Source organism: Rhodococcus sp. NPDC055112 (genome assembly GCF_053607505.1).
Window position 1 is genome coordinate 13,692 of the sequence record NZ_JBSGTR010000027.1, and the last position, 25,407, is coordinate 39,098.

The following is a 25,407-nucleotide window of genomic DNA, read 5'->3' on the forward strand; positions in this document are numbered from 1 at the left end:
GGGAGCTGGGCCGATTAGACTGGCCACGTGGCAGATACCCAGCACTCCGGCCCCGCTCAGCAGCAGCCCGTTCTCGTCGTCGATTTCGGGGCGCAGTACGCGCAGCTGATCGCTCGCCGGGTGCGGGAGGCGAACGTCTACTCGGAGGTGGTCCCGCACACCGCGACCATCGAGGAGATCGTCGAGCGCAAGCCGCTCGCGGTGATCCTCTCCGGCGGACCGTCGAGCGTCTACGAGGAGGGCGCCCCGCAGCTGGACGCCCGGCTCTTCGACCACGACATCCCGGTGTTCGGCATCTGCTACGGATTCCAGGCGATGGCGGGCGCGCTCGGCGGCACCGTCACCCACACCGGAACCCGCGAGTACGGACGCACCCAGCTCAGCGTGGACGGCGGCGTGCTGCACGAGGGCCTGCCCACCACCCAGCCGGTGTGGATGAGTCACGGCGACGCGGTCACCGATGCGCCCAAGGGCTTCGAGGTGACCGCCACCAGTGCGGGCGCGCCCGTCGCCGCGTTCGAGGACCGTGCCCGGCGCCTCGCGGGCGTCCAGTACCACCCCGAGGTGCTGCATTCCCCGCACGGCCAGCAGGTGCTCAGCCGCTTCCTGCACGAGATCGCGGGCATCCCGTCCAGCTGGACCGCCGCGAACATCGCCGAGTCGCTGATCGAGCAGGTCCGCGAGCAGGTCGGCGACGGACAGGCGATCTGCGGGTTGTCCGGCGGCGTCGACTCCGCGGTGGCGGCTGCGCTCGTCCAGCGCGCGATCGGCGACAAGCTCACCTGTGTGTTCGTCGACCACGGCCTGCTGCGGGCGGGCGAGCGCGAGCAGGTCCAGCAGGACTTCGTGGCCGCGACCGGCGCGAAGCTGATCACCGTCGACGCGGTCGACACCTTCCTCGGTGAGCTCGAGGGCGTCTCCGACCCGGAGACCAAGCGCAAGATCATCGGCCGCGAGTTCATCCGCAGCTTCGAGGGCGCGGTCTCCGAGGTGCTCGGCGAGAGCGCTGCGCACGGTGAGACCGTCGACTTCCTGGTCCAGGGCACCCTGTATCCGGACGTCGTGGAGTCCGGCGGCGGCACCGGCACCGCGAACATCAAGAGCCACCACAACGTCGGCGGCCTGCCGGAGGACCTGCAGTTCAAGCTGGTCGAGCCGCTGCGGTTGCTGTTCAAGGACGAGGTCCGTGCGGTGGGCCGCGCGCTCGGTCTGCCGGAGGAGATCGTCGCCCGCCAGCCGTTCCCCGGCCCCGGCCTCGCGATCCGGATCGTCGGCTCGGTCGACCGGGATCGGTTGGAGACGCTGCGTCAGGCGGATTCCATTGCGCGCGAAGAGCTGACGGCTGCGGGCCTGGACGGTCAGATCTGGCAGTGCCCGGTGGTGCTGCTCGCCGACGTGCGCAGCGTCGGCGTGCAGGGCGACGGCCGCACCTACGGTCACCCGATCGTGCTGCGCCCCGTGTCCAGTGAGGACGCGATGACCGCGGACTGGACGCGGTTGCCGTACGACGTGCTCGAGCGGATCTCCACCCGCATCACCAACGAGGTGGCCGAGGTGAACCGGGTGGTGCTGGACGTGACCAGCAAGCCGCCGGGCACCATCGAGTGGGAGTAGGCGGCTCCGCCGCCCTGTGCGCGTGTTGCACCCCGACAGGGGTGCAACACGCGCACAGTTATTTCCGGCCGTCCAGGTACAGGTAGCCGCCGACCAGCGCGATCATGCCGAGCAGGCCCGCGCCGACCGGGAGGGCGCAGCCGACCGCGGTGATGACGGTCGCGGTGGCCAGCACGATCGGCATGGTCTTGGACTCGCCGCCGTCCGTGCTGAGCAGCGACTCGCCCATGGACCTGGCCTCGTTCGGCTTTCGCATGAGCAGCCAGGCGGCAAGGTAGACGGGGACGCCTGCACCCGCGAACAGCAGCGAGAGCAGCAGCGCCAGCCGGACGCTCGTCGTGCTCACGTTCAGTCGGCGTGCGATGCCGGCGCCGACGCCCGCGATCATCCCCTCATCAGGCAGGCGCTGCGGAAGGTCCTGGAGGAAGGAGCTTTTCGGCGTTGCGGTCTCGTTCGTGGTCATGTGATCAATACTGTCGACCGGCCGCGGCGCGCACCATCGGGAAGGACCCCGATCTTTCGCAGGGCGGACTCGGGGTGCCTGGCTCAGGGTGCGGCCAGCGCGGTGGGGTCGACATCGGGGTCCTCGCGACCGGCCAGCGCGGTCGCGACCCACAACGAACGCTGCGCGTCCGCGGTCTCGCCGTTGCGTAGGTAGTCGAGGTGGTTGTCCACCTCGCGCGCGATCGACCATCGCCGCGACAGTTCCCTGTCGAGCCCGGCCGAGTCGGCGAGGTCGTCACAGCGGGCCCGCAGGCCCGCGCCCCGTCGGCCGTCCAAGTCCGCCAAGCGATTCCACAGCATCGGCGCGACCGCGAACTCGCCGACCGCGGCCAGCGGCTTGGGGTCGATGGCCCGCCAGTCGTCCGGGCCTGCGAGGACGTTCTCGAAATGCAGGTCCGTGTGGACCAGCACCGGATTGCCGGCTCCCGGCTCCCGGCACACGGCGACGGCGTCCTCGATGAGCCACCGCGGGCAGGGCCTGCCGAGCCGCAGCCACAGCTCCGGGAGTTCCGTCTCCCAGCGGGCGGCCAGGTCCGAAAGGGTGTCGAAGTCGCCGTCCGGCGCGGCACTCGACAGTCCGCGCATCAGCGAGCCCCAGATCGGGATCGCCTGTGACACCGGCACGCTCAGCAGCGACCGGGCCGGATCCAGGCGTTCGAGCAGGATCACCTGCTCGTCGGGGTCCGCGCGCAGCACGCGGACCGCGCCCCTGCCGTCCCAGCGCGCGAGCGCAGCCGACTCCATCGCGGACTCGGTGCTCGGGTACGACACCTTCAGCGCGGCGGGCGTGCCGTCGGGCAGCAGCACCGGGATCACGACCGCGACATTGCCGTGCCAGACCCGGGATCCGTCCCTGGCGAGCCCCCACTCGTCCAGCAGGCGGGCGATCAGCCCGGGCAGTCGCCGCAACCACTCCTCGGCGTCCGGGGCGTATGACCGCACCCGGGCGCCGTAGGAGTCGGGGATCGTGAGCACTATTTCCGGCGGCCGGGTGCGAAGACCAGGACCACCCCGACCACCACCGCGGCGATCACGATGATCCACCGGAACTGGGCATCGCCGAGGGATTCGAAGCTCCCCGGTCCGATCAGGGCCCACGCGCTGACGAGCAGCGCGGCCAGACCAGACAGCAGCAGGAGCGCCGAGGGGCGGCGCGAGCCGGCCTTCACGTCGGGTTCGGGGTTCTCAACCACGGTTCACCACCAGTTCTCCGGCCCCGCCGGTCATATTGAGCGTCAGCACATGGCCGCCGATTCCGTCGGCGCCGCCATCGATGCCCTCGGGGAGGCAGTGGGTCTCGCCGAACGTCATCGAGCAATTGTTCTTGACGTCCATGTTCGGGGGGACCGTGACGGTGAAGCTCCCGAAGTTGTTGTGGATGTCTACCGTCTTGTCCGTCGTGAGCGTGACGGAGCTCAGATCGAGTAGGAAATCACCTGCCGTCGTGGAGTATTCGGACTGTATGTCGACCTCCGCGAGCGGCTTCCACCGTTGTTCTCCGACCGTCGCGCTGTCCCAGTTGACCGGCCCGATCAGCGAGGCCAACAACACGAACCCGATCAGCGGACCGGTCACCACGAGCAGTCCGTAGCCCCTCCGCAGGAAGGCGCCGATGAGCATTCCGACGCCGATCACCGCCAGGGCGACCGCCCCGATCCGGGCGGGGGAGAGCCACTCCGAGCCGGTGGCCGAGCTGACCGCCCAGGTGGCAGCTGCCGCGATGATGGCGAGGCCGAGCACCGTCGTGGTCAGTCGCGACTTCGGGGGCTTCGGGAGCACGGGCGGTGCGGGCGGTGTCGGCTCGGGCAGGTCCCAGGCGAAGGGGGCGACGCCGAGGGGGTCCCAGGCCGGGGGCTGGGGGACGTCGCTCGTGACGCTGCCCGCGTCCGTGCCCGTAGCTGTCGCAGTAGGAGCGCTGGTGCCCGGACCGGTAGCGGTAGCCGTGTCCGAGGGAGCCGCAGCAACCGGAGACGCGACGGTCTCGGCCGCCGCCGCCGGCTCCGGCGTTGGCGCGGTGCGAGGCGTCGAGGGTTCGTAGGTCTGCGGCAGCGTCGTGTACGGGCCGACCGAGTACGGCGCGGGCGGCGGGAACGTGGTCGGCGGGAATGTGGTCGGTGGGAACATCACGCCTGCGTAGCCGGTCGCCGGGTGGGCATCCGCGGGCAGCGCCGGGGGCACCGGGGTGCGCTGGTAGAGCAGCCACAGGCCGCCGAGCATCAGTGCGAGGCTGATCAGACCGGAGCCCCCGAGTCCGACGCCGACGGGGCCGAGCGTGCTGAGCGCGATGATCAGCGCGACCGCGAGCACGACGGTCTTGGTGCCGGACTCCGAGCTGTGCCCACGGCCGACGAGCGATTCCGCCGCTGACGTCTGGTCGCCCGCCTGGGGGAGCAGCAGCCAGCCGGCGAGATAGAGGACGATGCCGACCCCGCCGAAGATGGTCGACACCGCGAAGGCGACCCGGACCAGCACGGGATCAACGCGGTAGCGGTGGCCGATACCCGCGGCGACGCCCGCGACCGGCCCCCGCCTGGGCAACCGCACCGGACGGGTGCGCCACAACTCGTGCAGCTGTTCCTGGAAGTTCGGATTGCTCATGGTGACAATCGTCGTCGGCGCAGCGTGCTGCGTACATCGGGAGAAACCCTGATCTTTCGCCGTGGACCGGGTCGGGGTGCCCGCAGGCAGTTCAGGGTCGGACCCTGATGCGCGCCGGGCGGTCGCCGTGCCACCATCGATGGTGTGCAGCCGGTCCCGCGTGCCCTCCCCACTGGTGAGGCGCCCTACCCCCGCCTCGAGCGCCGTGTCGGCGGTCGGGTGGTCGGCGGTGTCGCGGGCGGGATCGCCGACCATCTCGGCATCGACGTCCTCAAGGTGCGGGTGGCATTCGTGTTCCTCGCCGCGCTGGCAGGGGCGGGCATCGTCGCCTACGGGCTGCTGTGGATCTTCACCCCGCCCGGCTCGGATACCGAGAAGCCGAGCCCCGTCGAGCGTCGACGGGCCCTCGGGCTCGCGGTGATCGGCCTGGCGCTGTCCGCCGTGCTGGCCTCGTTCAGTGGCAGTGCCGCCTCGGTGATCGCCCCGGTGATCGTGGTGGCCGCGGGCGCGGCGCTGGTATGGCGCGAATTCGACTCGGGCGGGCCGCGTTCGGCGCTGGGGCTGCCACAGCGACCGACGGTGCTGACCTGGGCGCGGGTGCTCGGCGGCGCCACCCTCATCGTGATCGGCCTCGGTGTCGTGGTGATCGCGCGGGTCGATCTGGACTCGCTGCGGTCGTCGCTGCTGGCCGTGGTGGTGACGCTGATCGGTGCCGGACTGCTGACCGTTCCGCTCTGGCTGCGGATGTGGCGGGACCTGGCCGACGAGCGTGCCGCCAGGATCCGGAACGAGGAGCGTGAGGAGATCGCCTCGCACCTGCACGATTCGGTGCTGCAGACGCTGGCACTGATCCAGAAGCAGGCCGACCGACCCCAGGAGGTCATGCGCCTCGCGCGCGGCCAGGAACGCGAGCTGCGCAAGTGGCTTTTCGACGGCGGGGAGGCGGCACACGCCAGCCTGGCCGAGGCGCTGCGGACCATCGCGGGTGAGGTCGAGGACCAGCACGGCATCACGGTGCGCCCGGTCACCGTCGGAGATGTCCGGCTCGACGTGGACCCGGCCGAGTCGGGGCTGTCGAAGGAGAGCATCACGGCCATGCTGGGCGCCACCCGTGAGGCACTGGTCAACGCCGCCAAGCATTCCGGCGAGACGAATGTCGACCTGTTCGCCGAGGCGGAGGCCGATGAGGTGAATGTGTTTGTGCGCGATCGCGGTACCGGTTTCGATGTGGATGCGGTGCCGGAGGATCGGCAGGGCCTGGCCAAGTCGATCAGGGCCCGGATCGAACGCCGGGGTGGCGCGGTGGAGGTGCGTTCCACTGTGGGGCGCGGCACCGAGGTGCGGATTCAGATGCCCCGCAACGGCAATGGGCACGACGGGCCGCCGAGCGACGAGGGCTCGGGGCCCACCGCAGAGGAGGCCGCTGTTCTAGAGTGGTCGCGACAGCTGATGCCGCATCCCGAGATCCAGCCCGAGTCCGGCCCCCAGTCCCATCCCGAGGAGCAGCCCAGGTGAGCACCCCCACAGCCGCGTATCGCGTATTCCTGGTCGACGACCACGCCGTGTTCAGGTCCGGGGTGCGGGCCGAGCTCGGATCGGAACCGGACATCGAGGTCGTCGGCGAGGCGGGCGGCGTCGCCGAGGCGATCGCAGGCATCAACGCCACGACGCCCGATGTGGTGCTCCTGGACGTGCACATGCCGGACGGCGGCGGGGTGGCCGTGCTCGGTGGCATCGCGGCGGGCCCGGTGTGCCTGGCGCTGAGCGTGTCCGATGCGGCGGAGGACGTCATCGCGGTGATCCGCGCGGGCGCGCGTGGTTACGTCACCAAGACCATCTCCGGATCCGAACTCGCGGACGGGGTACGCCGGGTGGCCGGTGGCGACGCGGTGTTCGGACCCCGGCTGGCGGGCTTCGTGCTCGACTCCTTCACGGGGAGGTCCGCCGCCCCTGAGCCGCCGCTCGATCCCGAGCTGGACTCGCTCACCCCCCGTGAGCTGGAGGTGCTGCGGCTGCTCGCCCGTGGGTACACCTACCGCGAGATCGCCGAGGACCTGGTGATCTCGGTGAAGACGGTCGAGACCCACGCCTCGAACGTGCTGCGAAAGACCCAGCAGTCCAACCGGAACGCGCTCACCCGGTGGGCACACCGGCGTCAGATCGACTGAACCGGGGCGCTTCTCTCGGTCGGTCCGGTCACATGCTGATCAGGGCGATGGTCAGGACGACGACGGCGATGGCGGCGATCGCGATGAGCGTGAGTACGAGTGCCATCGGCGGGGTGGGGACGGTCCGGCGCGACGGTGGCGGGCCGGACGGGTTCACGGCCAGGCTCGGCGGCCCTGGCACCCGGGGTCCCGGGCGCGGGACATTGCCGAGCGGGACGTTCTGGTCCACCGCGGGCAGGCCCGCGATGGTGCTGGTGGGCAGCCGGTTCGACCGGCGCACATGCCCGCCCGCGGCGCCGCGCCTGGCCCAGAACGGAACCGTTCCGTCGGCCTCCAGCAGCCGCGAGTCGAGGACGTAGGCGAGGTTGCCGCCGGTGCCTGCCGCGAGCGAGGCGAGCAGGTCGCGGGCCTCGCTCATGGTGGGCCTGCGGGAGGGGTCCGGCTCGAGCATGTGCAGCAGCGCGTCGGTGATCTCGGCGCTCTTGACCGGCCGCATGATCTCCGCCCTCGCCACCCGGTGCAACAGGGCGATGGAGTCCTCGTCGATCCCGAACGGCGGCTGTCCCTCGGTGGCCGTGTACAGCGTGGCGCCGAGCGAGAACACGTCCGAGGCCTCGGTGGGATCGCCCCCGCGCGCGACCTCGGGCGCGAAATAGGCCGGTGTGCCGGTGATCACGCCGGTCTGGGCGGGGGTGGCGTCGCTCTTGGCCCTGGAGATCCCGAAGTCGCTGATCTTCACCGTGCCTGCCGCCCGCCCTCGATCGGCGATGAGGATGTTGCCCGGCTTGATGTCGCGGTGCACGATGCCCGCCGCGTGCGCGTCGACCAGGGCGTCGGCCACCTGTGCCCCGATCTGCGCGACCTGGAGCGGTGGCAGCGTCTCGGTGACGTTGAGTGCCTGGGCCATGCTGCGTGAGGGCAGGTACTCCATGACCAGCCACGGGTCGCCGTGTTCGAGCGCGACGTCGTACATGGCGATCGCGTGGTCGTGCGACAGCTTCGCCGCGATCTGGCCCTCGCGCATGGCCCGCGCCCGGATCTCCTGCGCGGCCTCCTCGGTCAGTCCTGCCGTCGAGGTGACCTGCTTGATGGCGACCTCGCGGTGCAGCAGCGTGTCCTGTGCCAGCCAGACCGCGCCCATGCCCCCGCTGCCCAGTTTGGAGCGCAGTCGGTAGCGGCCCGCCACCAGGTAATCCGGTCCGGCGATCCGCTTCGACTGTTCTTGCTCCGTCACACCCGAGAGGTTAGTGGAGGGCGCGGCTGGACGTCTCGAGCGGACGCTGAACTGGCGGTTTCCCCTCGTCTTGACGGATGTCGGGAGGAGGGTCTTTACTGAGAAGAGTTCGAATGCGTGTTCGATAACCGCGTCTTCCCCGTGGGTGATCGACCGGCCGTGACGGCGGTGGAGCAAAGGTGGGAGACGGTGGTGTCGGTGTCGGTGTCGGTGTCGGTGTCGGTGGATGGTGCGATGGCCGAGGTGGCCGATTCGGGACGGTCGGACCTGGCCGGGTTGTCGAGGCAGGAACGGCTCGAGCAGCTCCGGCGCCGGATGGCGGCCGTGCCCGCGCGGGGCGAATCGGTGGCGCCCCGGCCCGTGCCGCAGCCGGCCGAGGTTCAGGGGCTCCCGCAGCCTGCCGGGTCCGCGGGCATCCTCCCGGTTCCTCCCGCGCTGGCGTCGCTGCTGCCGCGCGGGGGCCTGGCGCGGGGTTCGGTGGTGTCCGTGTCGGGGGCGGGCTCGTTGTTGCTCGGCCTGCTCGCCTCGGTGACGGAGGCCGGAGGCCACGCGGCGGTGATCGGCCTGCCCCGGCTCGGTCTGCTGGCCGCCACGGAGATGGGGGCCGAGCTCGGCAGGCTCGCGCTGATCCCGGACCCTGGCCAGGACCCGGTTGAGGTCGCGGCCGTCCTGCTCGACGGGCTGGACCTGGTGGTGCTGGGTCTCGGCGGGCTCGCGGTGCCGCCCTCCCGGGCGCGTGCGGTGGTCGCGCGGGCGCGGAGCAAGGGCTCGACCCTGGTGGTGACGGACGGGCGCTGGGACGGCGCCGAGGTCCGGCTCGAGGCCAGGGTGTGCGGCTACGACGGGATGGGGCAGGGCGCCGAACTGGGGCGCGGGCGGCTGCGCGCGCTCCGGCTGGCGGTCAGCGCGAGGGGTAGGGCGTTCCAGCCCCGCACCACCCGTCTCGATCTGCGGCCGGTTCGCGGCAGGGTGGAGTGGACGGCGGAAACGGCGCGGCAGCCAGGGGTGTTCCCGGAAGCGGTGTCGCTGTGACCCCCGGTGAATCCGCGCGGGTGCTGGCGCTGTGGTGTCCCGACTGGCCCGCGATCGCGGCCGCGGCGGCGGCGGATCTGCCCCCGACGGAACCCGTCGCGGTGACGCTGGGCAATCGTGTCGTGGCCTGCTCGGCGACGGCACGGTCGGAGGGGGTGCGCAGGGGATTGCGCAAGAGGGAGGCGCAGGGGCGCTGCCCGGGGCTGCACGTGTTCGTGGTCGACGTGGGCCGGGACGCCCGGCTGTTCGAGCCGGTTGCCGCGGCGATCGACGCGGTGGCGCCGGGCGTGGAGGTGTTGCGGCCGGGGTTGCTGGTGCTCGCCGCGCGCGGGGTCAGCCGCTATTTCGGCTCCGAGCCCGCGGCAGCCGAGCGGCTGATCGACGAGGCCTCGGCGGCAGGGGTGGAGTGTCAGGTGGGGATCGCGGACGAGCTGTCCACCGCGGTGATCGCCGCCCGCAGGGCCGCCCTGGTCCCCCCGGGAGCGGGTGCCGAGTTCCTCGCCCCGATCCCGGTGGCCGAGCTCGCCGCGGAGCCGAGCCTGGCGGCGAAGGGACGCGCGGATCTGGTCGATCTGTTGCACCGGCTGGGGCTGCGGACCATCGGCGACTTCGCGGCGTTGACCCCGGTGGCGGTGGCGTCCCGGTTCGGTGCCGATGCGGTGACGGCGCACCGCAGCGCGCGCGGGGAGCCCGAGCGTCCGCCGTCGGCGCGGCGGCTGCCGCCGGACCTGGACGTCGAACAGCACTGTGATCCACCGATCGAGCGGGTGGATGCGGCGGCCTTCGCGGGGCGGGCGCTGGCCGAGCGGCTGCACGTCAAGCTGTCCGCCGCGGCGGTCGCGTGCACCAGGCTGCTGGTCCACGCGAGCACCGGTAACGGGGAACATCTTTCGCGGACCTGGCGGTGCGCGGAACCGCTCACACCCGAGGGCACGGCGGATCGGGTGCGCTGGCAGCTGGACGGCTGGCTCACCGGACGCAGCGAGTCGCGGCCGACGGCGGGCATCGAGGTGTTGCGCCTCGAGCCGGTGGAGGTGGTCGCGGCGGGTGCACTGCAACTGGGGTTGTGGGGCGGTGTCGGCGCCGAGGACGAGCGGGCCAGGCGGGCGCTGGTGCGCGTGCAGGGTCTGCTCGGGGGTGACGCGGTTCAGGTGGGGGTGCTCAGCGGCGGCAGGGGGCCGTTCGAGCGGGTCACCCTGTTGCCGCTGGGGGATGAGCTGAGGCCGGCCGCGGACCCTTCCGCCCCCTGGCCGGGGCGGCTGCCCGAACCGTCGCCCTCGGCCGTGCTGTCGGGCCGGCCGCGGGTGGCGTTGGAGGGGGCGGACGGCGCGGCCGTGCTGGTCACCGAGCGTGGTGCGTTCAGTGTGGCGCCGGTCCGGCTGCGCTGGGGCAGGCGGGAGTGGGAGCTGCAGGGCTGGGCGGGGCCGTGGCCGGTGGACGAGCGGTGGTGGGATCCGGCGGCGGCGCAGCGGGCGGCAAGGGCGCAGGTGTTGCTGGACGAGCCGAGGGCGTTGCTGCTGATCTGCGCCGAGGGGGTCTGGACGGTGGAGGGCGTGTACGAGTGATGCCGGGGTGTCGTGCGACACCTTGCTGGGTACCCCCTATGGGTATATCGTCGGGTTCATGACTTCGGATCGCGGAACTCATGCCGGACATCGGGCCCCCGCCGAACATGCGGGGCACGGACACGATCAGACGATGGTCGTCGGTGGCCACGAGGCGCACGATCACGGCAGCACCGGCCACGAAGGTCATGGCGGACAAGGCGGACAGGGAGGTCATGCCGGGCACGGCGACCATGCCGATCACGTCGGGCAGTTCCGGCGATTGTTCTGGATCATGCTCGCGATCGCCGTTCCTGTGGTGCTCACCAACGCGATGTTCGCCGACCTGATCGGGTACACGCTGCCGCACAGCGGACCCGTCACCTGGATCTCACCGGCCCTCGGCACGGTGATGTACGTCTGGGGCGGCAGACCGTTCCTCACCGGCGCGGTCGCCGAGATCAAGGCCCGCCAGCCCGGGATGATGCTGCTGATCGCGCTGGCCATCACGGTGGCGTTCGTCGCGTCCTGGGGCGCGAGCCTCGGAATCCTGAACCACGAGTTGGACTTCTGGTGGGAGCTCGCGCTTCTCATCGTGATCATGCTGCTCGGGCACTGGATCGAGATGCGCTCGCTTGGGCAGGCGTCGAGCGCGCTCGAATCCCTCGCCGCCCTGCTGCCGGACGAGGCGGAGCGGCTCGACGGCGACGAGCCGGTCACCGTGCCGACCTCCGAGCTGACGACCGGCGACCTCGTCATCGTCCGGCCCGGTGGCCGGATCCCGGCGGACGGCACGGTCGTCTCCGGCGCAGCCGACGTGGACGAGTCGATGATCACCGGCGAGTCGGCGGCGGTCCGCCGCGCGGCGGGCGACCGGGTCGTCGCGGGCACCGTCACCACCGATTCGGCTCTGCGCGTGCAGATCACCGCGGTCGGGGACGACACCGCGCTCGCAGGCATCCAGCGGCTGGTGAGTGAGGCGCAGAGTTCGTCGTCGCGTGCCCAGGTGCTGGCGGACCGGGCCGCGGGCTGGCTGTTCTGGTTCGCGCTCGGTGCCGCGGTGCTCACCGCCGTCGCCTGGCTGATCGTCGGCACCCCCGAATCCGCGGTCACCCGCACCATCACCGTTCTCGTCATCGCCTGCCCGCACGCGCTCGGCCTGGCGATCCCGTTGGTCGTCTCCATCGCCACCGAGCGGGCTGCCCGCGCCGGTGTGCTCATCACCGACCGCAGGGCCCTCGAGTCGATGCGCACGGTCGATGCCGTCCTGTTCGACAAGACCGGCACCCTCACCAAGGGTGAGCCCGCCCTCGTCTCCGTCGCGGCGGCGCCCGGGCACACCGAGGACCAGGTCATCGAGCTGGCCGCCGCCGTCGAGCGCGACAGCGAGCACCCCCTCGGCCGGGCCATCGTCGCCGCGGCCGAGCAGCGCGGACTCGCAGCACGGGTGGCCACCGGTTTCCGGGCGCGCAACGGGGTCGGGGTGACCGCCACCGTCGCGGGCGCGGAGGTCAGCGTCGGCGGACCGGGAATGCTCGCGAGCCACGGGCTCGCCGCCCTGACGCAGGCGGACGAATGGTCGGGTCAGGGTTCGACCGTGCTGCACGTGATCCGAGACGGCGCGGTCGCCGGGGCGGTGGCCCTCGCCGACGAGATCCGTCCCGAATCGAAGCAGGCCATCGACGCCCTGCACGAGCGCGGCGTGCACGTCGCCATGATCACCGGTGACGCGGAGGCGGTCGCTCAGTCGGTCGCGCAGCGACTGGGCATCGACGAGGTCTTCGCCGGTGTCCTGCCGCAGGACAAGGGCGCCAAGGTCAAGGCCCTGCAGTCCGCAGGCCGCAAGGTGGCCATGGTGGGGGACGGCGTCAACGACGCGCCCGCGCTGGCGCAGGCCGACGTGGGGATCGCGATCGGTGCGGGCACCGACGTGGCCATCGCGTCCGCGGGTGTGGTGCTCGCCAGCGACGATCCCCGTTCGGTGCTGTCGGTGATCGAACTCTCCCGTGCGACCTACCGGAAGATGATCCAGAACCTGAGCTGGGCGGCGGGGTACAACCTGATCTCGGTGCCGCTCGCGGCCGGCGTGCTCGCGCCGTGGGGGTTCACCCTCCCGATGGAGGTCGGGGCGCTGTTGATGTCGGCCTCGACGGTCGTCGTCGCGATCAACGCGCAGCTGCTGCGCCGGCTGGACCTGCGGCCCTCGGCCGTTCTCGCGAAACAGCCTCGGTAACCTCACGGGTCGGCGACGACAGTCGGGAATGCCGGAACGGTGAAGGGCGGTTGTGGACGGTGATGCTGATGACTGCCACGACCGCGGACGAGGTCGAGATCTCCTTTCGGGACTCCGGCGGCACCGATCCGGTGCCGGTGGTGCTCGTGCACGGCATGGGCGGCGACAGCCGCACCTGGGACAGATTCGCCAAGTCCCTGGTCCGCCGCGGGCGCCGGGTCATCGCCGTCGACCTGCGCGGGCACGGCCGTAGTGCGCACGCGCCGTCGTACCTGTTCGCCGACTTCGGCTCGGACCTCGCGCACGTGAGCGACCACCTCCGGCTGGACCGGGTCGACCTGGTCGGGCATTCGCTCGGCGGGCATGCCGCGTCCCTGGTCGCGCAGGCCCGTCCCGGGCTGGTGCGGCGACTGGTGCTCGAGGAGGCGCCGCTGCCGTTGCGGCCCGGCGAGACCCTGGGCCGGATGACCAGCAGGCTGCCAACGCCCGTCGAGCTCTGGCACGCCACCACGAGCCTGATCCGGCATCCGAGGGCGGCCGCGGCGTTCGACCGGTCCATGACCCGCGGTGCGCTTGCCCAGTTCCGTGAACCGAATCCGACCTGGTGGTCCAACCTGCCCGCGATCTCCGCGCCCACCCTGATGATCAGCGGCGGCCCGGGCGGCATGGTCCATCCGGGCAGGCTGGCCGCGGCGACGGCCGCGATCCCGCGGTGCCGCTCGATCACGATCGAGGTCGGGCACAGCGTGCACCGCGACCGGCCGACTCAGTTCGAGGCGGCCGTGACGCCGTTCCTCGAGGGCGCGGTCGCATGACCGTCACCATCCCGCGCTGAACGAGTACCAGGGCCCGCGCAGGTGCCAGACCCGGACGCCCTCGCCGACGGGATCGGGTTGCGCAGGTTTCCCGTTCGGCAGGTACGCGATGCCGTCGTCATCGAGGAAGCCGCTGTCGGTGACCACGAAGTAGACGTTGCCCCCGTGCGTGCGGACGTCCCGGACGTCGTAACCGCCGATTCGGCCATCGAAGTCGGCCCGGTCGGCGCCCGACCCGACCTCCTCGACGGCCGCCGCGAAGTCCGACTGCGAGAGCTGCCAGCGCGCCTGCAATGGGACGTCGAACACCACCAGCGTTGCGCTGGTCAGCGCAACCAGCGGCGCCGCGAGGATCCAATTGGACCAGGCGCTGCGGCGGACGAGGAAGGTGGTGGTCTTGACGGTCCAGCAGGCCGCGATCAGCACCGTCGACCAGAGACAGAACAGAATCAGGATCCAGCTGTTGGGCGTGGGAAAGCTGAACGCCCACAACGCTGCCCCGCACACCAGCGCGGTGGTGGCCAGCAGCGACCATCGCGGCGGCCGATCCCAGAACGTCGCCAACCACTGTCGCAAACCGCAGCCCCCCGTTGTCGGCCCCGACCCGAATCAGGAGCCTACCCGCGGGGCCGCCAGCTCCCGGTCTGTCGCGCGTAGGTGGCGGGTGGTGTCCCGACCGCCGCGGTGAACGCGCGGATCAGGTGTGCCTGATCGCTGTACCCGAGCCGGTCGGCCAACTCGGCCCACACCACGGGGTGCCCGCTGTGTGCGTGCTCGGCGGCGTCGAGCAGGCGGTGGCGCTGGATCACCCACTTGGGTCCGATGCCGACGTACTCGGTGAACATCCGTTGCAGGCTGCGCACGCTCATCCCGGCCAGCGCGGCCACCTCGTCGACCCGGTGGATGCCCGGGTCGTGCTCGATCCGCTCCAGCAGCGCGGCCACCTTCTCGGTGGACGGATCGGCTTCCGGCCGTACGGCTTCGAGGTAGTCCTCGACGAGCGCGGTCATCTCGTCGTCGTCGACCGTGTCGAGCGCCGCGGCCGCGACCGGGCCGTCGCCCCGACCGAGGAGGTCCCCGGCGGGCAGCACGGTCCCCTCGAGCGCGCCGACGCTCGAACGCAGGAACGGACGGAACCCGCCCGCCCGGAACGCCACCCCGATCACGTGCCCGGTGCCCAACAACTTCCGGCTGAACGGATCGCGGCTCACCCCGTGCACGAGCAGTCGACCGTCCTCGGCGGCCAGGTGGATCCTCGGCTGCGGGAGCACCTGCTGTTCGTGTGCGCCGTCGACGGCCCAGTGCACGATCCAGATGTACTCGACGAAGGGCGCCAGCGACTCTCGGGGGTGCCGCCGCGCGACGGTGAACCGCTCGGCGGCCTCGTCCGGGTGCAGCACCGCCTCCGGCATGCCGTGGGGTGGGGTCGATTCGGTCATCACCGTCGATCCTACGATCGGCATATGACACTGACTGCGCTCGACGGCAAGCTCATCGGCTGGTCCGCCGCGTATCTGCTCTCACAGGCCAACATCGCGCGGTTGCTCGGCCCTGCCGGGCCCAAGCTCCTCAAGACCCAGACCGCGCTGTCCGCGCGGGCCTATCGGGACGTCCTCGACAGCATGGACGAGGCGGAGACGGCCCGGTTCCGCAGTCATTTCGGGCCGGACATGATCCATCCGGTCATCTACGGGGTCGCGCTGTGCACGGGGGGCAAGCGACTGGGCCAGCTCACCGAGCTGTCCCCGGCCACCCGCCGCGCGCTGTACGCGGCCCCGGTCGTCGCCGCGGCCGCGGACTACGTCGAGAACGTGGTCGACCTGTACCTGCTCGACCATCGCGACCGCATCACCGACCCGGTGGTGCGCGCGACGTCGACGGTCAGCATCACCAAGTGGGTGCTGAGCCTCGGTACGCTCGCGTACCTGTCGCAGGGCTTCGTGCGGGTGTGGGCCGGCATGGCGACCGGTCGCCGGTAGCGGCGCGTTTGTTCAAGACCCTGTCGTGGTCGCCGCCTACGGTCGGACCATGGCAGTCGAACGCAGCATCGAGCACTTCCCGGACCAGGCGAGCTTCCGCGAGTGGCTGGCCGCGCACCACGACAGCTCACCCGGCATCTGGCTCAAGCTCGCGAAGAAGGCGTCGGCCCAGACCAGCCCCAGCTGGGACGAGGCCGTCGAGGTCGCGCTGTGCTTCGGCTGGATCGACGGTCAGGCACTCAAGTGCGACGACGACTTCTCGCTGCGCGGTTTCACCCCCAGGCGCAGGCGCAGCCCGTGGTCGAAGCGGAACCGGGACAAGGCCGAACGTCTGATCGCCGAGGGGCTGGTGCATCCGTCGGGGCTGGCGGAGATCGAGGCGGCCAGGGCCGACGGCCGCTGGGAGCGGGCCTACGAGGCGCAGTCCACCGCGACCGTGCCGCAGGACTTTCTGGACGCGCTGGCCCTGGTGCCTGCGGCGGAGGAGTTCTTCGGCACGCTGAACAAGGTCAACCGCTTCGCGGTCTGCTATCGCCTGCAGGAGGCGAAGAAGCCGGAGACCCGCGCCCGCCGGATCGAGAAGTTCGTGCAGATGTTCGCCGAGGGCAAGAAGATCCATGGGTGACGCCGCGGGCACAATGGTCGGGTGACCGCCCCAGCCCCCGCACCGACCTGCTCCGCGCTCTCCGTCACGGACGAGCCGCTGCCAGGGACCGCGGCGCACGTCACCGGCTGGCTCTGCCTCGAACACCCCGGCGCCTGGGGCCGCGACGTGCTCGGCGGCGAGGCGCTGGGGACCGAGCTGTCCGCGGAACTGGAGCGACGGACCGAGGCCGCCGGGGTGCGGCTGCTGCTGATCCGCAGGCCGGGCCGGGCCACGGCCCCGCCGGCCAGGCGCACCGTGCTGATCGGGCGCTCGGACCCGTCCGGTGCCTGGTGCGAGCGGCTGGAGGTGGCCGATCCCGCCGAGCTGCTTGACCTCGATCTCGAGCTGCCCGCGTCCGCCCCGGGGATCGGGAGGCCGGTGACCGACCCGGTGACCCTGGTCTGTGCGCACGGCAAGCGCGACCAGTGCTGCGCGGTGCTCGGCAGGCCGATCGCGGCGGAGCTGTCCGCGCGGTTCGGGGATTCGGTGTGGGAGTGCTCGCACACCGGCGGTCACCGGTTCGCACCGTCGATGATCCTGCTCCCGACCGGATACACCTACGGACGGCTGGGCGCGCAGCAGAGCGTCGAGGCGGTCCTCGCTGCCGGCCGCGGTGAGGTCCAGCTCGAGGGCCTGCGCGGCCGCAGCTGCTGGGACTCGGCCGGTCAGGTCGCAGAAATCGCGGTGCGGGAGCAGGTTTCGGCGGGCGCGTCGGACCTCACGGTGGACGAGTCAGGCGCGCTGCCGATGGTCCGCCATCGCGACGGGCGGGCCTGGGTGGTCGAGCTGTCCCGGACGGAACTGGACGCCCGCCCGCCGAGCTGTGGCGCCGCGTCGAAGGCCGTCGTCGCGCTGATCGCGGAATCGGTCCGGCCGCTTGCCGCGTGATCGCCGCGGTCCCTGGGACACTGGGGTGCATGTCCGAGAACAGTGAACTGCCGCGGTACCGCGTCCTCACCGGACCCGACGACGCCGAGTTCTGCCTCCGGGTCAGCGCAGCCCTCGACGCCGGTTACGACCTGCACGGATCGCCCGCCGTCACCTTCGACGGCGATCGGGTCATCGTGGCGCAGGCGCTGATCCGTCCGCGGTAGCCCGACCGCCCCGCCTCACCAGTGGGTGCCGGGCACCACGCGGGCGATCCGTCGTCCCACCTTCGAGACGGTCGAGCGCCTCGGCTTCGCCGCGGGTGCCGCCGCGGGCGGTGCGACGGGGACGGCGCCGCCGTTCTCGGTCACGCCCTTGGCGGCGGGGGAGTCCGGGAACGCCCGGTACATCCGGTGCAGCACCCGGTCCTTGACGCCGGGCGCGAACAGCTGCCCGTACTCGCCGAGGGTGCCCAGCGGGTCGTCGATCCGCTTGGGGCGCTCGATCAGCCCGCGAACCACCATCGCCGCGGCCTTCTCCGGGCTGATGACCTTGCCGATGTTCGCCTTCCCCGACGGCGTGATCATGGGGGTCTCGACGAGCGGCATGTGGATGGTGGTGAAGGTGATTCCGGCCGAGAGTGTCTCGGAGGCAATGGTGTCGGTGAATCCGTCGAGGGCGGCCTTGCTGGCGACGTAGGCGGAGAACCGGGGCGTGTGGCTCTGCACGGCGGCGCTGGAGATGTTCACGACATGCCCGAAACCGCGCTCGCGCATCTGGGGGAGCAGCGCCAGGACCAGCCGGACCGCGCCGAAGTAGTTGACGGCCATCGTGCGTTCGTAGTCGTGCAGCCGGTCGGTGGAGGCGAACACGCTGCGGCGGATCGATCGGCCGGCGTTGTTGACCAGCATGTCGACGTGGCCGTGCTCGTCGAGGATGGTCTTGACGGTCTGGTCGACCGATTCCCCGTCGGTGATGTCGCACGGATATCCGAACGCGGCGCCGCCCTCGGCCCTGATCTCGGCGACGGTGGCCTCGAGTTCCTCGGCGCCGCGGGCCAGCAGCAGCACGGTCGCGCCCTTGGCGGCGACGGCGCGCGCCGAGGCACGCCCGATCCCCGACGACCCGCCGGTGATCATCACGTGCCGCCCGGCCAGGGGGCCGGACCGGCGGTTACGGGCCGGGTCGAGGTTGCGTTCCCAGTACGACCACAAGACGCCTGCGTAGGAACCGAAGGGCGGCACGGAGATCCCGGTACCGCGCAGCGCCTCCTGGGTCTTGCCGGAGTCGAAGGTGGTGGGCAGGGTGAGGTGGTCGAGGATGACCGGCGGGATGCCGAGCCGGCCCAGCACCACGTTCCTGGCCGCCTCGATGCCGCGCAACGGCGGCCGCATCACCGGGGCGGCGACGACGCCGGGCAGGTCGGCCACCGGGTGCGGGGCGCCCGAGGCCTGGGCCAGGGCCGCGTACACCTCGCGCATCGGCTGCGGTTCGGGATTGACCAGGTGGAACACCTCGCCGTCGCGGCCGGGCACCAGCATCAGCGCGACGATGGCCTTGGCCACGAAGTCGACGGGGACCAGGTTGGTGGCGCCCAGGCTGGGCACGGCCACCGGCAACCGGGAGGGGAGCCTGGCGAGCCCGGCGATGGCGGGGAACAGGTAGTAGGGGCCGTCGATCTTGTCCATCTCGCCGGTGGTCGAATCCCCGACGACCGCGGCGGGCCGGTACACCCGCCAGGTCAGCCCCTGGGTCTCCCGGACGAGCTTCTCGGCCTCGAACTTGGTCCGGTGATATGCGGTGGGGAAGCCCTGGCCGAGGTCGAAGTCGTCCTCGGTGAAGGTGCCCCTGTAGTCGCCCGCGACCGCGATCGAGGAGACGTGGTGCAGGGTGGCGCCGGTCCGCTCGGCGAGCTCGATGACCGACCTGGTGCCCTCGACGTTGGTGCTCGCCTGCTCGTCGCCCGCGGTCATGTCGTAGATCGCGCCGAGGTGCAGGAGATGGTCGGCGGCGGGCGGGGCGGCCTCGAGGCCGAGCCCGGGCTCGGTGAGGTCGCCGATCAGCGGGTGTACCCGGTCGCCGCCCTCCCAGTCGGCGGCCAGGCGTTCGAGCCGGGCCGCGGAGGCCGGTCGCACCAGCACGTGTACCTGGGCGTCGGGGTCGCGGCGCAGCAGCAGCGCGATCACGTTGCGGCCGAGGAACCCGGTCCCGCCGGTCACGATGTAGGTCGACATCCCGCTCTCCTCTTTCATTGGGCTACACCGGTTAACTTACTCCAAAGTAAGTAACGGCGGAAGAGCAGATCCCCAGTCAGTTCATCCGCTGATGCAGACCGAACCGGACCCCTTGGTCGTCGACACAGGACGCGAATCTGCCGAAACCCGGCTCGGCCGGACCGGGGTCGTCGGCGGTTCCGCCCATCGCCCGCACCACGTGTACGGCCGCGTCTAGGTCCTCGACGGCGAAGTACATGGCAATTCGCGACTCTGCGTCCTGATCGTGCAGTCCCGCCTTGATCGTCGGCGTCCTGATCCATACCTGCGATCCCTCACCGGTCGGGGGGAACTCCCAACCGAACAGCTGTCCGTAGAAAGCCTGGGCGCGTGCGGAATCGGGGACACCGATCTCGAAGAATGTCATCTCGCCGTGCATGTTCGCTCCTGGGTTCGTCGTGGTTGGTGAGCTGAACCTAGGCGTGGCCGTTGGCGCGGGTCTTGGACGTTTGTCGCGCAGGCGAACGCGGTCGACCGTCAGTCGCCCGCCATACCGGTACCCGCGACGTCAGAGCGGAGCACGGTCCGGAAACTCGACGGGGTGCAGCCGGTGAGTTCACGGAAGTCCCGGTTCAGGTGGGCTTGGTCGAAGTAGCCGCAGGTGAGCGCGATCGACGCGATCGACCGATGCCCGGGCCGTCGCAGCAGCGTGGCGGCACGCTCGCAGCGCACCAACCGGGCCATCAGCTTCGGTGTCAGGCCAACCTGTTCCCGGAACCGCGTGGCCAGGCGCCCGCGACTCCAGCCCGTCTGGCGCTGCAGCTCACCCATGGTCAGCGTGCCCCCGCACCCCAGTATCTGTTGCCACGCACCCACCAGCATCGCGTCCAGGTTCCGGCCGCGTTCGGCGCCTCTTACCAGGGCGGTGTCGAGTACGTCGAACCGTTCCTGCCATGAATCGGCCGCGGCGGCGCGGTCGATCAGCTCCGTGCCGTGTACGCCCCAGACATCCACCAGGTCGACGACGTCACCGGCCAGTTCGGCCCCCGTGACCCCGAAAATCCGCAGCGCCGCCAACGGCGACAGTCGCACCTCGAGGACATCCTGCGCGCCGTCATGTGCAGCCACCAGAGCCTGCCCTCCGACCCCGACGAGTAGGCCCGCGGTGGTCGTACCCGTCGGCGTGGCGTGCTCGCGGGCCACCGATATCGGGGTGCCGCGGCTGAGCAGCAGCACCAGGCCCGGCCGGGGTGGTTCGCGGCGGGTGACCGGGACCGGCGAAAGCTCCTGGAAGCCGCCGTAGTCGGCGACCAACCCGGTGAGTGCCGCATGGGGCCTCGCCTCGACCGCTTCCCACCGCACACCCGCATCAGTGCCGCGTCGCACCCGAACCACACTCGCCACGCCGGTGCGCCTTTGCCTCAGTGCCCGATGCCGACCTTCTCGTGCACCTTGCGCATCCACGCCGGCGCCCACCAGTTCGCCTCGCCCATCAGCTTGACCAGTGACGGGACCAGCAGCATCCGGACCACGGTCGCGTCGATGATCAGCGCCAGGATCATGCCCACGCCGAGGAACCGCATGATCGATAGCCCCGAGATCGTGAAGGCGCCGGTCACGATGATCAGCAGCGCCGCGGCGGTGGTCACGATCCGGCCGGTCCGCTCGGCGCCGAACCGCACGGCCTCCTCGGTGCTCGCCCCGTTCGCCCTTGCCTCGACCATCCTCGACATGAGGAACACCTCGTAGTCGGTGGACAGGCCGAACACCACCGCGAGGATCAGGACCACGAAGGTCGCCTCGAGCGGAGCGGGGGTCACGTCGAGCAGTTCGGCGCCGTGGCCGTTCTGGAAGATCCAGGTCAGCACGCCGAACGTGGCGGCCATGCTCAGTCCGGCCATCGCCACCGCCTTGATCGGCAGGACCACCGACCCGAACGCGAGGAACAGCAGCACGAGGGTCGAGCCGACCATGATCGCCAGCATCAGGGGCAGCTTCGCGGTGACCGCGTCGTTGCCGTCGTCGACGAGGGCGGCGCCGCCGCCGACCAGCACGTCGACGCCTGCCGGTGCCGGGATGGCCCGCACATCGCGGACGACCTGGCCGGGGGTCGCCCCCTCGGCGTAGGTCGCGGACAGGATCGCGAAGTCGTCGGCGGCCGCGATCATCCGCGCCGCGGCGACCCCGTCGACGGCCCGCACCTGCGCACCGACCTCGCTGAGCTGGGCGGTGGTGGGCGGCGCCCCGTTCTCGCCGCGCACCATCACCGTCGCGGCCTCGCCGGTGGTGGGGAACTCGGTGGACAGCGTGTCTGCCGCGGTGCGGGCCGGGTCGTTCGGCGGCAGCGCGGTGTAGGTGACCTCGCCGAGGCTCGCGCCGAACAACGGTGCGGCCAGCAGCAGCAGGCCCGCGGTGATGGTCACCGCCACCGTGGCCGGCCTGCGCATCACCTTGGTGACCACGCCGCCCCAGAACTTGCGGGCCCGCTCCTCGCCGCGTTCGACGGTTCCGCGCCGCCACGCGAGCGAGTTGATCCGGTGGCCGAGGACCGCGAGCAGCGCGGGCACCGCGGTGAGTGAGAGCACAGCGGCCCCGGTCACGGCGGCGATCGCACCGAAACCGAGCGAACGGATGACCGCCTGCGGGAACACCAGCATGCCCGCGAAGGCGCAGACCAACAGCAATCCGGAGAACATCACGGTGCGGCCGGCCGTGTCGACCGTGCGGCGCACCGCGGCGCCGGGTTCGGTGCCCGAGGCCAGCTCTTCCCGGAAGCGGCTGACGATGAAGAGGCCGTAGTCGATGGCCAGGCCGAGGCCGAGCAGGGACGCGACGTTGATGGAGAACGAACTGACCTCGGTGACCGTGGTGAGCAGTCGCAGGATGGCCAGCGCGCTGAGCACCGCGAGCATTCCGACGAACACCGGCACGGCCGCAGCCGTGACGGTGCCGAAGACGACCACCAGGAGCAACAGGGTGATGGGCAGCGCGATGGCCTCCGCGCGCACCAGGTCCTGCTGCAGGTGGACGTTGAACGAGTACCCGACGACGGTGCCGCCGGCGAACTCGGTGTCGATGCCGGGTGGGGTGAGCGCCGCGGTCATCTTGTCGAGCTCGGTGAACTCCGCGCCCGCGTCCCAGTCGATCGAGATCGTCGCGAGGGCCTTGGTGCCGTCGTTCGAGGTCATCAGCTTCGCGGTGTTCGGGTCGACGGACCAGTGTGAGGCGATGGCGAGGGTGGGCACCTGCTCGCGGAATGCCGCCAGGTTCTGTTCGACCTCGGGGCCGATGTCCGCGAGGGTCTTGCCCTCGGGCGCGGTGTAGATCGCGACGATGTCCGGCGACTGCGAGCCGAACTTCTCGTTGACCAGCGAGCTGACCTGTGCCGCTTCGCTGTTCGGGTCGATGTAGCCGCCCTGGCTGAGCTTGCTGAACACCCCGAGTCCCCAGAGTCCGCTGATCACGACGGCGAGCACCGTCAGGATCAGGACCCACCATTTCCGGGAGACGACGAATTTGGCCCAGCGCGTCATGTAGGACTCTCTCGGATCGGGGGGTCGGATGCGCCCCGACTCTACCGATGGCCAAGACGGGGTCGGCCCTGGTGCCCGGCCGCCGAAACGCGGAGAGTGGACCCATGGGCATTCCGGATGTCATGTCGGGATGGCGGGTCCGTGAACCGGGGCCGATGCGCGGCGAGCCGGTGGAGCTCGCGGAGCTGCCGGTGCCGGAACCGGGCTCATCGGAGCTGCTGGTGCGGGTGCACGCGTGCGGGGTCTGCCGCACCGACCTGCACGTGGTCGAGGGCGATCTGCCCGTGCACCGCCGCCACGTGGTGCCCGGTCACGAGGCGGTGGGCGAGGTGGTCGGGTGGGGCGACGAGGTCGGGTCGGACTTCGGTCTCGGCGACCGGGTCGGGATCGGGTGGCTCCGGCAGACCTGCGGCGAGTGCCGATACTGCGACCGCGGTCGGGAGAACCTCTGCCCGCACTCGCGGTACACGGGATGGGACGTCGACGGCGGGTACGCGGAGTTCGCCACCGTGCCCGCGGCATTCGCGCACCGGTTGCCCGACGGCTATCTGGACGAGGAGCTGGCGCCGCTGCTGTGCGCGGGGATCATCGGCTACCGGGCGTTGATGTGCGCGGACCTGCCGGAGGGCGGGCGCCTCGGCATCTACGGCTTCGGCGGCAGCGCCCATCTCGCGGCGCAGGTCGCGTTGGCTCGGGGCGCCGAGGTCCACGTGATGACGAGGGGGGAGCGGGCCAGGGAGCTGGCGCTCGAGCTCGGCGCCTCCTCGGCATCCGGCGCCGAGGATCCGCCGCCGGTGCCGCTGGACTCGGCGATCCTGTTCGCCCCGGTCGGTGAGCTGGTCCCGACCGCGCTGGCGGCCCTGGATCGGGGCGGCACGCTGGCCGTCGCGGGCATCCACCTCTCCGACATCCCACCCCTGAACTATCAGCGGCACCTGTTCCAGGAGCGGACGCTGCGATCGGTCACAGCCAACACCCGCGCCGACGCCCGCGAATTCCTGGAGTTCGCGGGGACGCACCGGCTGCTGGTCAGTGCGATGGGGTACTCGCTCGACGAGGCCGACCGGGCGCTGTCGGACCTGAAGGAGGGGCGGGTGACCGGCGCCGCGGTGCTCATCGTGTGAGGCGTCGGCCCCGGCGGCCGGGGTGATGCCGCTGCCGTCCGGCCGGTCTTCGAGGTGGAGGGCTGCGCAACCCTCTCCGATGGTCAATGCCCGACTTCGGACTACTGGGCAACGGACGAACACACTCGGTTGACGTGCCACGACCGCCTCGCGCGCCACTGAGCCCGCATTCATCCCATCAATTTTCGGTAGTCAACGGCGGGCATCGCCCATACAGTCCTGCGACCGGCCTGGCCGCAACGCCTTGGTCATATCCGTATACCGAAAGGTCCCCATGCGTAGTATCCGCGCCCGCCGTGCCGCGATGATCGGTACCGCGGCACTGCTTTTGGTCGCGCCGTGCGTGGCCCTGGCCCAGGCCGAACCCGCCGCACCGGCATCCGCGTTGCCCGCGGACATGGTGGCCGCGATCCAACGCGACCTCGGACTCAACCCCGCCCAGTACCTCGAGCAGGCAGACACGGGGCAGGAGCTGCTGAGGTTCGCGGACACGCTGCGCGGTAAGTTCCCCACCGCGTTCGCCGGCGTGTGGCTCGATGCGGCAGGCGCCCCGTTGGTCGGTCTGGCCGACGGACCCGACAAGGCCGCCGCCCGCACCGCCGTCGAGGCCGCCGGCTATCAGGTCAAGGACCAGGCGCGCAGTGAGCAGGCCCTGTCCGGCCTACTCGGCCAGCTCAACACCTGGGTTCAGCAGTTGCCCGCACCGCTGGCCGGCCTCATCAACGGCACAGCGATCGACCCCGCCGCCAACGACATCGCGCTGGAGGTCGAGGACACCGCCGAGGGCCAGGGCCTACAGCTGCCCGACTTCCTCAGCTTTGTACGCATAGCGCACGCACCGGCACCGGCACCCAGCTCGCGCGAACCGCAACGCGCCAACCCCGTTGCCTCCAAGGTCACCCTCGACCCCATCAAGGGAGCGAAGGTCGACAAGATCACCACCCTCACCGCGAAGGTCAACCCCGCAGCAGCAGGCGGCACCGTCACCTTCAAGGACGACGAGTACGACCTGGACACCGTGCAGGTGGGCGCAGACGGCACCGTCACCTACGAGTGGACCCCCCGCTGGGACGACCAGCACACCATCACCGCCACCTTCTCCGGCCGCGACGGCGTCGCCGGATCCAGCACCACCGCGCAGGTCACCGTCGCACCCGCCGACAGCGACCCCGTTGCCTCCACGATCACCCTCGAACCCATCACCGGAGCGAAGGTCGACAAGATCACCACCCTCACCGCGAAGGTCAACCCCGCAGCAGCAGGCGGCACCGTCACCTTCAAGGACGACGAGTACGACCTGGAC

General features: G+C 71.2%; 24 protein-coding genes. 13 read left to right on the plus strand and 11 right to left on the minus strand.

The genetic code is table 11. From position 1 onward, the window contains the following. Positions 1 to 27: 27 nt before the first annotated feature. Complete coding sequence (guaA, locus tag ACWFRB_RS13990; RefSeq protein ID WP_452641750.1) at positions 28 to 1,614, plus strand: glutamine-hydrolyzing GMP synthase; 1,587 nt, start codon at positions 28 to 30, stop codon at positions 1,612 to 1,614. Positions 1,615 to 1,672: 58 nt separating this feature from the next. Here the strand turns inward: guaA and ACWFRB_RS13995 are convergent, their stop codons facing one another. From ACWFRB_RS13995 to ACWFRB_RS14010, 4 genes are all read right to left on the minus strand, one after another. Further along, positions 1,673 to 2,077, minus strand: coding sequence for a PspC domain-containing protein (locus tag ACWFRB_RS13995; RefSeq protein ID WP_452641752.1), 405 nt, complete (start codon positions 2,075 to 2,077; stop codon positions 1,673 to 1,675). An 83-nt stretch (positions 2,078 to 2,160) separates the two neighbouring features. Then, the gene (locus ACWFRB_RS14000) at positions 2,161 to 3,093 is read right to left on the minus strand and encodes an aminoglycoside phosphotransferase family protein (RefSeq protein WP_452641753.1); all 933 of its coding nucleotides are present in this window, start codon (positions 3,091 to 3,093) and stop codon (positions 2,161 to 2,163) included. Further along, positions 3,093 to 3,311, minus strand: a complete 219-nt coding sequence (locus tag ACWFRB_RS14005) for a hypothetical protein (RefSeq protein ID WP_452641754.1) — start codon at positions 3,309 to 3,311, stop codon at positions 3,093 to 3,095. Before ACWFRB_RS14005 ends, ACWFRB_RS14000 begins: the two co-directional genes overlap by 1 nt. Continuing rightward, the gene (locus tag ACWFRB_RS14010; RefSeq protein ID WP_452641755.1) at positions 3,304 to 4,716 is read right to left on the minus strand and encodes a PspC domain-containing protein; all 1,413 of its coding nucleotides are present in this window, start codon (positions 4,714 to 4,716) and stop codon (positions 3,304 to 3,306) included. The genes ACWFRB_RS14005 and ACWFRB_RS14010 overlap by 8 nt, the downstream gene beginning before the upstream one ends. 144 nt (positions 4,717 to 4,860) lie before the next feature. On the opposite strand from ACWFRB_RS14010, the gene ACWFRB_RS14015 reads away from it, so the two are divergent. Together ACWFRB_RS14015 and ACWFRB_RS14020 are read left to right on the plus strand one after the other, a co-directional pair. Then, the gene (locus tag ACWFRB_RS14015) at positions 4,861 to 6,231 is read left to right on the plus strand and encodes a PspC domain-containing protein (protein WP_452641756.1); all 1,371 of its coding nucleotides are present in this window, start codon (positions 4,861 to 4,863) and stop codon (positions 6,229 to 6,231) included. Continuing rightward, the gene (locus tag ACWFRB_RS14020; protein ID WP_072749954.1) at positions 6,228 to 6,884 is read left to right on the plus strand and encodes a response regulator; all 657 of its coding nucleotides are present in this window, start codon (positions 6,228 to 6,230) and stop codon (positions 6,882 to 6,884) included. The genes ACWFRB_RS14015 and ACWFRB_RS14020 overlap by 4 nt, the downstream gene beginning before the upstream one ends. A gap of 28 nt (positions 6,885 to 6,912) precedes the next feature. Here the strand turns inward: ACWFRB_RS14020 and ACWFRB_RS14025 are convergent, their stop codons facing one another. Then, a complete protein-coding gene (locus ACWFRB_RS14025; RefSeq protein ID WP_452641757.1) occupies positions 6,913 to 8,118 on the minus strand; it encodes a serine/threonine-protein kinase in 1,206 nt (401 codons plus the stop codon). Between the two features lie 234 nt (positions 8,119 to 8,352). Here ACWFRB_RS14025 and ACWFRB_RS14030 point away from each other — a divergent pair, with 234 nt between their 5' ends. The 4 genes from ACWFRB_RS14030 to ACWFRB_RS14045 all read left to right on the plus strand — a co-directional run bounded on the left by ACWFRB_RS14030 (position 8,353) and on the right by ACWFRB_RS14045 (position 13,742). Further along, entirely contained in the window at positions 8,353 to 9,150 is a 798-nt protein-coding gene (locus ACWFRB_RS14030; protein ID WP_452641793.1) for a hypothetical protein, read from the plus strand. After that, complete coding sequence (locus ACWFRB_RS14035; RefSeq protein WP_452641758.1) at positions 9,147 to 10,715, plus strand: DNA polymerase Y family protein; 1,569 nt, start codon at positions 9,147 to 9,149, stop codon at positions 10,713 to 10,715. Before ACWFRB_RS14030 ends, ACWFRB_RS14035 begins: the two co-directional genes overlap by 4 nt. Before the next feature lie 58 nt (positions 10,716 to 10,773). Continuing rightward, entirely contained in the window at positions 10,774 to 12,927 is a 2,154-nt protein-coding gene (locus ACWFRB_RS14040; RefSeq protein ID WP_452641759.1) for a copper-translocating P-type ATPase, read from the plus strand. A 62-nt stretch (positions 12,928 to 12,989) separates the two neighbouring features. After that, entirely contained in the window at positions 12,990 to 13,742 is a 753-nt protein-coding gene (locus ACWFRB_RS14045) for an alpha/beta fold hydrolase (protein WP_452641794.1), read from the plus strand. Positions 13,743 to 13,745: 3 nt separating this feature from the next. Here ACWFRB_RS14045 and ACWFRB_RS14050 read toward each other — a convergent pair whose 3' ends face one another. Together ACWFRB_RS14050 and ACWFRB_RS14055 are read right to left on the minus strand one after the other, a co-directional pair. Beyond that, a complete protein-coding gene (locus tag ACWFRB_RS14050; RefSeq protein WP_452641760.1) occupies positions 13,746 to 14,318 on the minus strand; it encodes a hypothetical protein in 573 nt (190 codons plus the stop codon). A gap of 41 nt (positions 14,319 to 14,359) precedes the next feature. Next, on the minus strand, positions 14,360 to 15,181 hold the full coding sequence (locus tag ACWFRB_RS14055) for a helix-turn-helix domain-containing protein (protein WP_452641761.1): 822 nt from the start codon (positions 15,179 to 15,181) through the stop codon (positions 14,360 to 14,362). A gap of 24 nt (positions 15,182 to 15,205) precedes the next feature. Between ACWFRB_RS14055 and ACWFRB_RS14060 the strand changes: the two genes are divergently transcribed. From ACWFRB_RS14060 to ACWFRB_RS14075, 4 genes are read left to right on the plus strand one after another with little or no spacing between them, the layout of a single operon-like run. Beyond that, the gene (locus ACWFRB_RS14060) at positions 15,206 to 15,721 is read left to right on the plus strand and encodes a hypothetical protein (RefSeq protein ID WP_452641762.1); all 516 of its coding nucleotides are present in this window, start codon (positions 15,206 to 15,208) and stop codon (positions 15,719 to 15,721) included. Positions 15,722 to 15,770: 49 nt separating this feature from the next. Further along, a complete protein-coding gene (locus tag ACWFRB_RS14065; RefSeq protein WP_452641763.1) occupies positions 15,771 to 16,346 on the plus strand; it encodes a YdeI/OmpD-associated family protein in 576 nt (191 codons plus the stop codon). Between the two features lie 21 nt (positions 16,347 to 16,367). Beyond that, a complete protein-coding gene (locus tag ACWFRB_RS14070) occupies positions 16,368 to 17,255 on the plus strand; it encodes a sucrase ferredoxin (protein WP_452641764.1) in 888 nt (295 codons plus the stop codon). A gap of 29 nt (positions 17,256 to 17,284) precedes the next feature. Then, the gene (locus ACWFRB_RS14075; RefSeq protein ID WP_077043552.1) at positions 17,285 to 17,461 is read left to right on the plus strand and encodes a DUF1737 domain-containing protein; all 177 of its coding nucleotides are present in this window, start codon (positions 17,285 to 17,287) and stop codon (positions 17,459 to 17,461) included. 15 nt (positions 17,462 to 17,476) lie between these two features. Here the strand turns inward: ACWFRB_RS14075 and ACWFRB_RS14080 are convergent, their stop codons facing one another. From ACWFRB_RS14080 to ACWFRB_RS14095, 4 genes are all read right to left on the minus strand, one after another. Continuing rightward, complete coding sequence (locus ACWFRB_RS14080) at positions 17,477 to 19,468, minus strand: SDR family oxidoreductase (RefSeq protein ID WP_452641765.1); 1,992 nt, start codon at positions 19,466 to 19,468, stop codon at positions 17,477 to 17,479. A 76-nt stretch (positions 19,469 to 19,544) separates the two neighbouring features. Further along, the gene (locus ACWFRB_RS14085) at positions 19,545 to 19,886 is read right to left on the minus strand and encodes a VOC family protein (protein ID WP_452641766.1); all 342 of its coding nucleotides are present in this window, start codon (positions 19,884 to 19,886) and stop codon (positions 19,545 to 19,547) included. Positions 19,887 to 19,984: 98 nt separating this feature from the next. Then, positions 19,985 to 20,851: a helix-turn-helix transcriptional regulator gene (locus ACWFRB_RS14090; RefSeq protein ID WP_452641767.1), complete on the minus strand. Its 867-nt coding sequence runs from the start codon at positions 20,849 to 20,851 to the stop codon at positions 19,985 to 19,987. Positions 20,852 to 20,868: 17 nt separating this feature from the next. After that, positions 20,869 to 22,980 carry an MMPL family transporter gene (locus ACWFRB_RS14095; RefSeq protein WP_452641768.1) on the minus strand — a complete coding sequence of 704 codons (2,112 nt, stop codon included), beginning with the start codon at positions 22,978 to 22,980 and terminating at the stop codon, positions 20,869 to 20,871. Between the two features lie 122 nt (positions 22,981 to 23,102). Here ACWFRB_RS14095 and ACWFRB_RS14100 point away from each other — a divergent pair, with 122 nt between their 5' ends. Then, entirely contained in the window at positions 23,103 to 24,104 is a 1,002-nt protein-coding gene (locus ACWFRB_RS14100; protein WP_452641795.1) for a zinc-binding alcohol dehydrogenase family protein, read from the plus strand. 274 nt (positions 24,105 to 24,378) lie between these two features. Next, a partial coding sequence (locus tag ACWFRB_RS14105) for an Ig-like domain-containing protein (RefSeq protein ID WP_452641769.1) occupies positions 24,379 to 25,407 on the plus strand: 1,029 nt, incomplete at its 3' end.

Coding starts and splice junctions, on each gene's coding strand:
- ACWFRB_RS13995 (WP_452641752.1), bottom strand. CDS start 2,077: ATGACCACGAACGAGACCGCAACGCCGAAAAGCTCCTTCCTCCAGGAC.
- ACWFRB_RS14010 (WP_452641755.1), bottom strand. CDS start 4,716: ATGAGCAATCCGAACTTCCAGGAACAGCTGCACGAGTTGTGGCGCACC.
- ACWFRB_RS14030 (WP_452641793.1), top strand. CDS start 8,353: ATGGCCGAGGTGGCCGATTCGGGACGGTCGGACCTGGCCGGGTTGTCG.
- ACWFRB_RS14040 (WP_452641759.1), top strand. CDS start 10,774: ATGACTTCGGATCGCGGAACTCATGCCGGACATCGGGCCCCCGCCGAA.
- ACWFRB_RS14045 (WP_452641794.1), top strand. CDS start 12,990: ATGCTGATGACTGCCACGACCGCGGACGAGGTCGAGATCTCCTTTCGG.
- ACWFRB_RS14055 (WP_452641761.1), bottom strand. CDS start 15,181: ATGACCGAATCGACCCCACCCCACGGCATGCCGGAGGCGGTGCTGCAC.
- ACWFRB_RS14060 (WP_452641762.1), top strand. CDS start 15,206: ATGACACTGACTGCGCTCGACGGCAAGCTCATCGGCTGGTCCGCCGCG.
- ACWFRB_RS14065 (WP_452641763.1), top strand. CDS start 15,771: ATGGCAGTCGAACGCAGCATCGAGCACTTCCCGGACCAGGCGAGCTTC.
- ACWFRB_RS14075 (WP_077043552.1), top strand. CDS start 17,285: ATGTCCGAGAACAGTGAACTGCCGCGGTACCGCGTCCTCACCGGACCC.
- ACWFRB_RS14080 (WP_452641765.1), bottom strand. CDS start 19,468: ATGTCGACCTACATCGTGACCGGCGGGACCGGGTTCCTCGGCCGCAAC.
- ACWFRB_RS14085 (WP_452641766.1), bottom strand. CDS start 19,886: ATGCACGGCGAGATGACATTCTTCGAGATCGGTGTCCCCGATTCCGCA.
- ACWFRB_RS14095 (WP_452641768.1), bottom strand. CDS start 22,980: ATGACGCGCTGGGCCAAATTCGTCGTCTCCCGGAAATGGTGGGTCCTG.
- ACWFRB_RS14100 (WP_452641795.1), top strand. CDS start 23,103: ATGTCGGGATGGCGGGTCCGTGAACCGGGGCCGATGCGCGGCGAGCCG.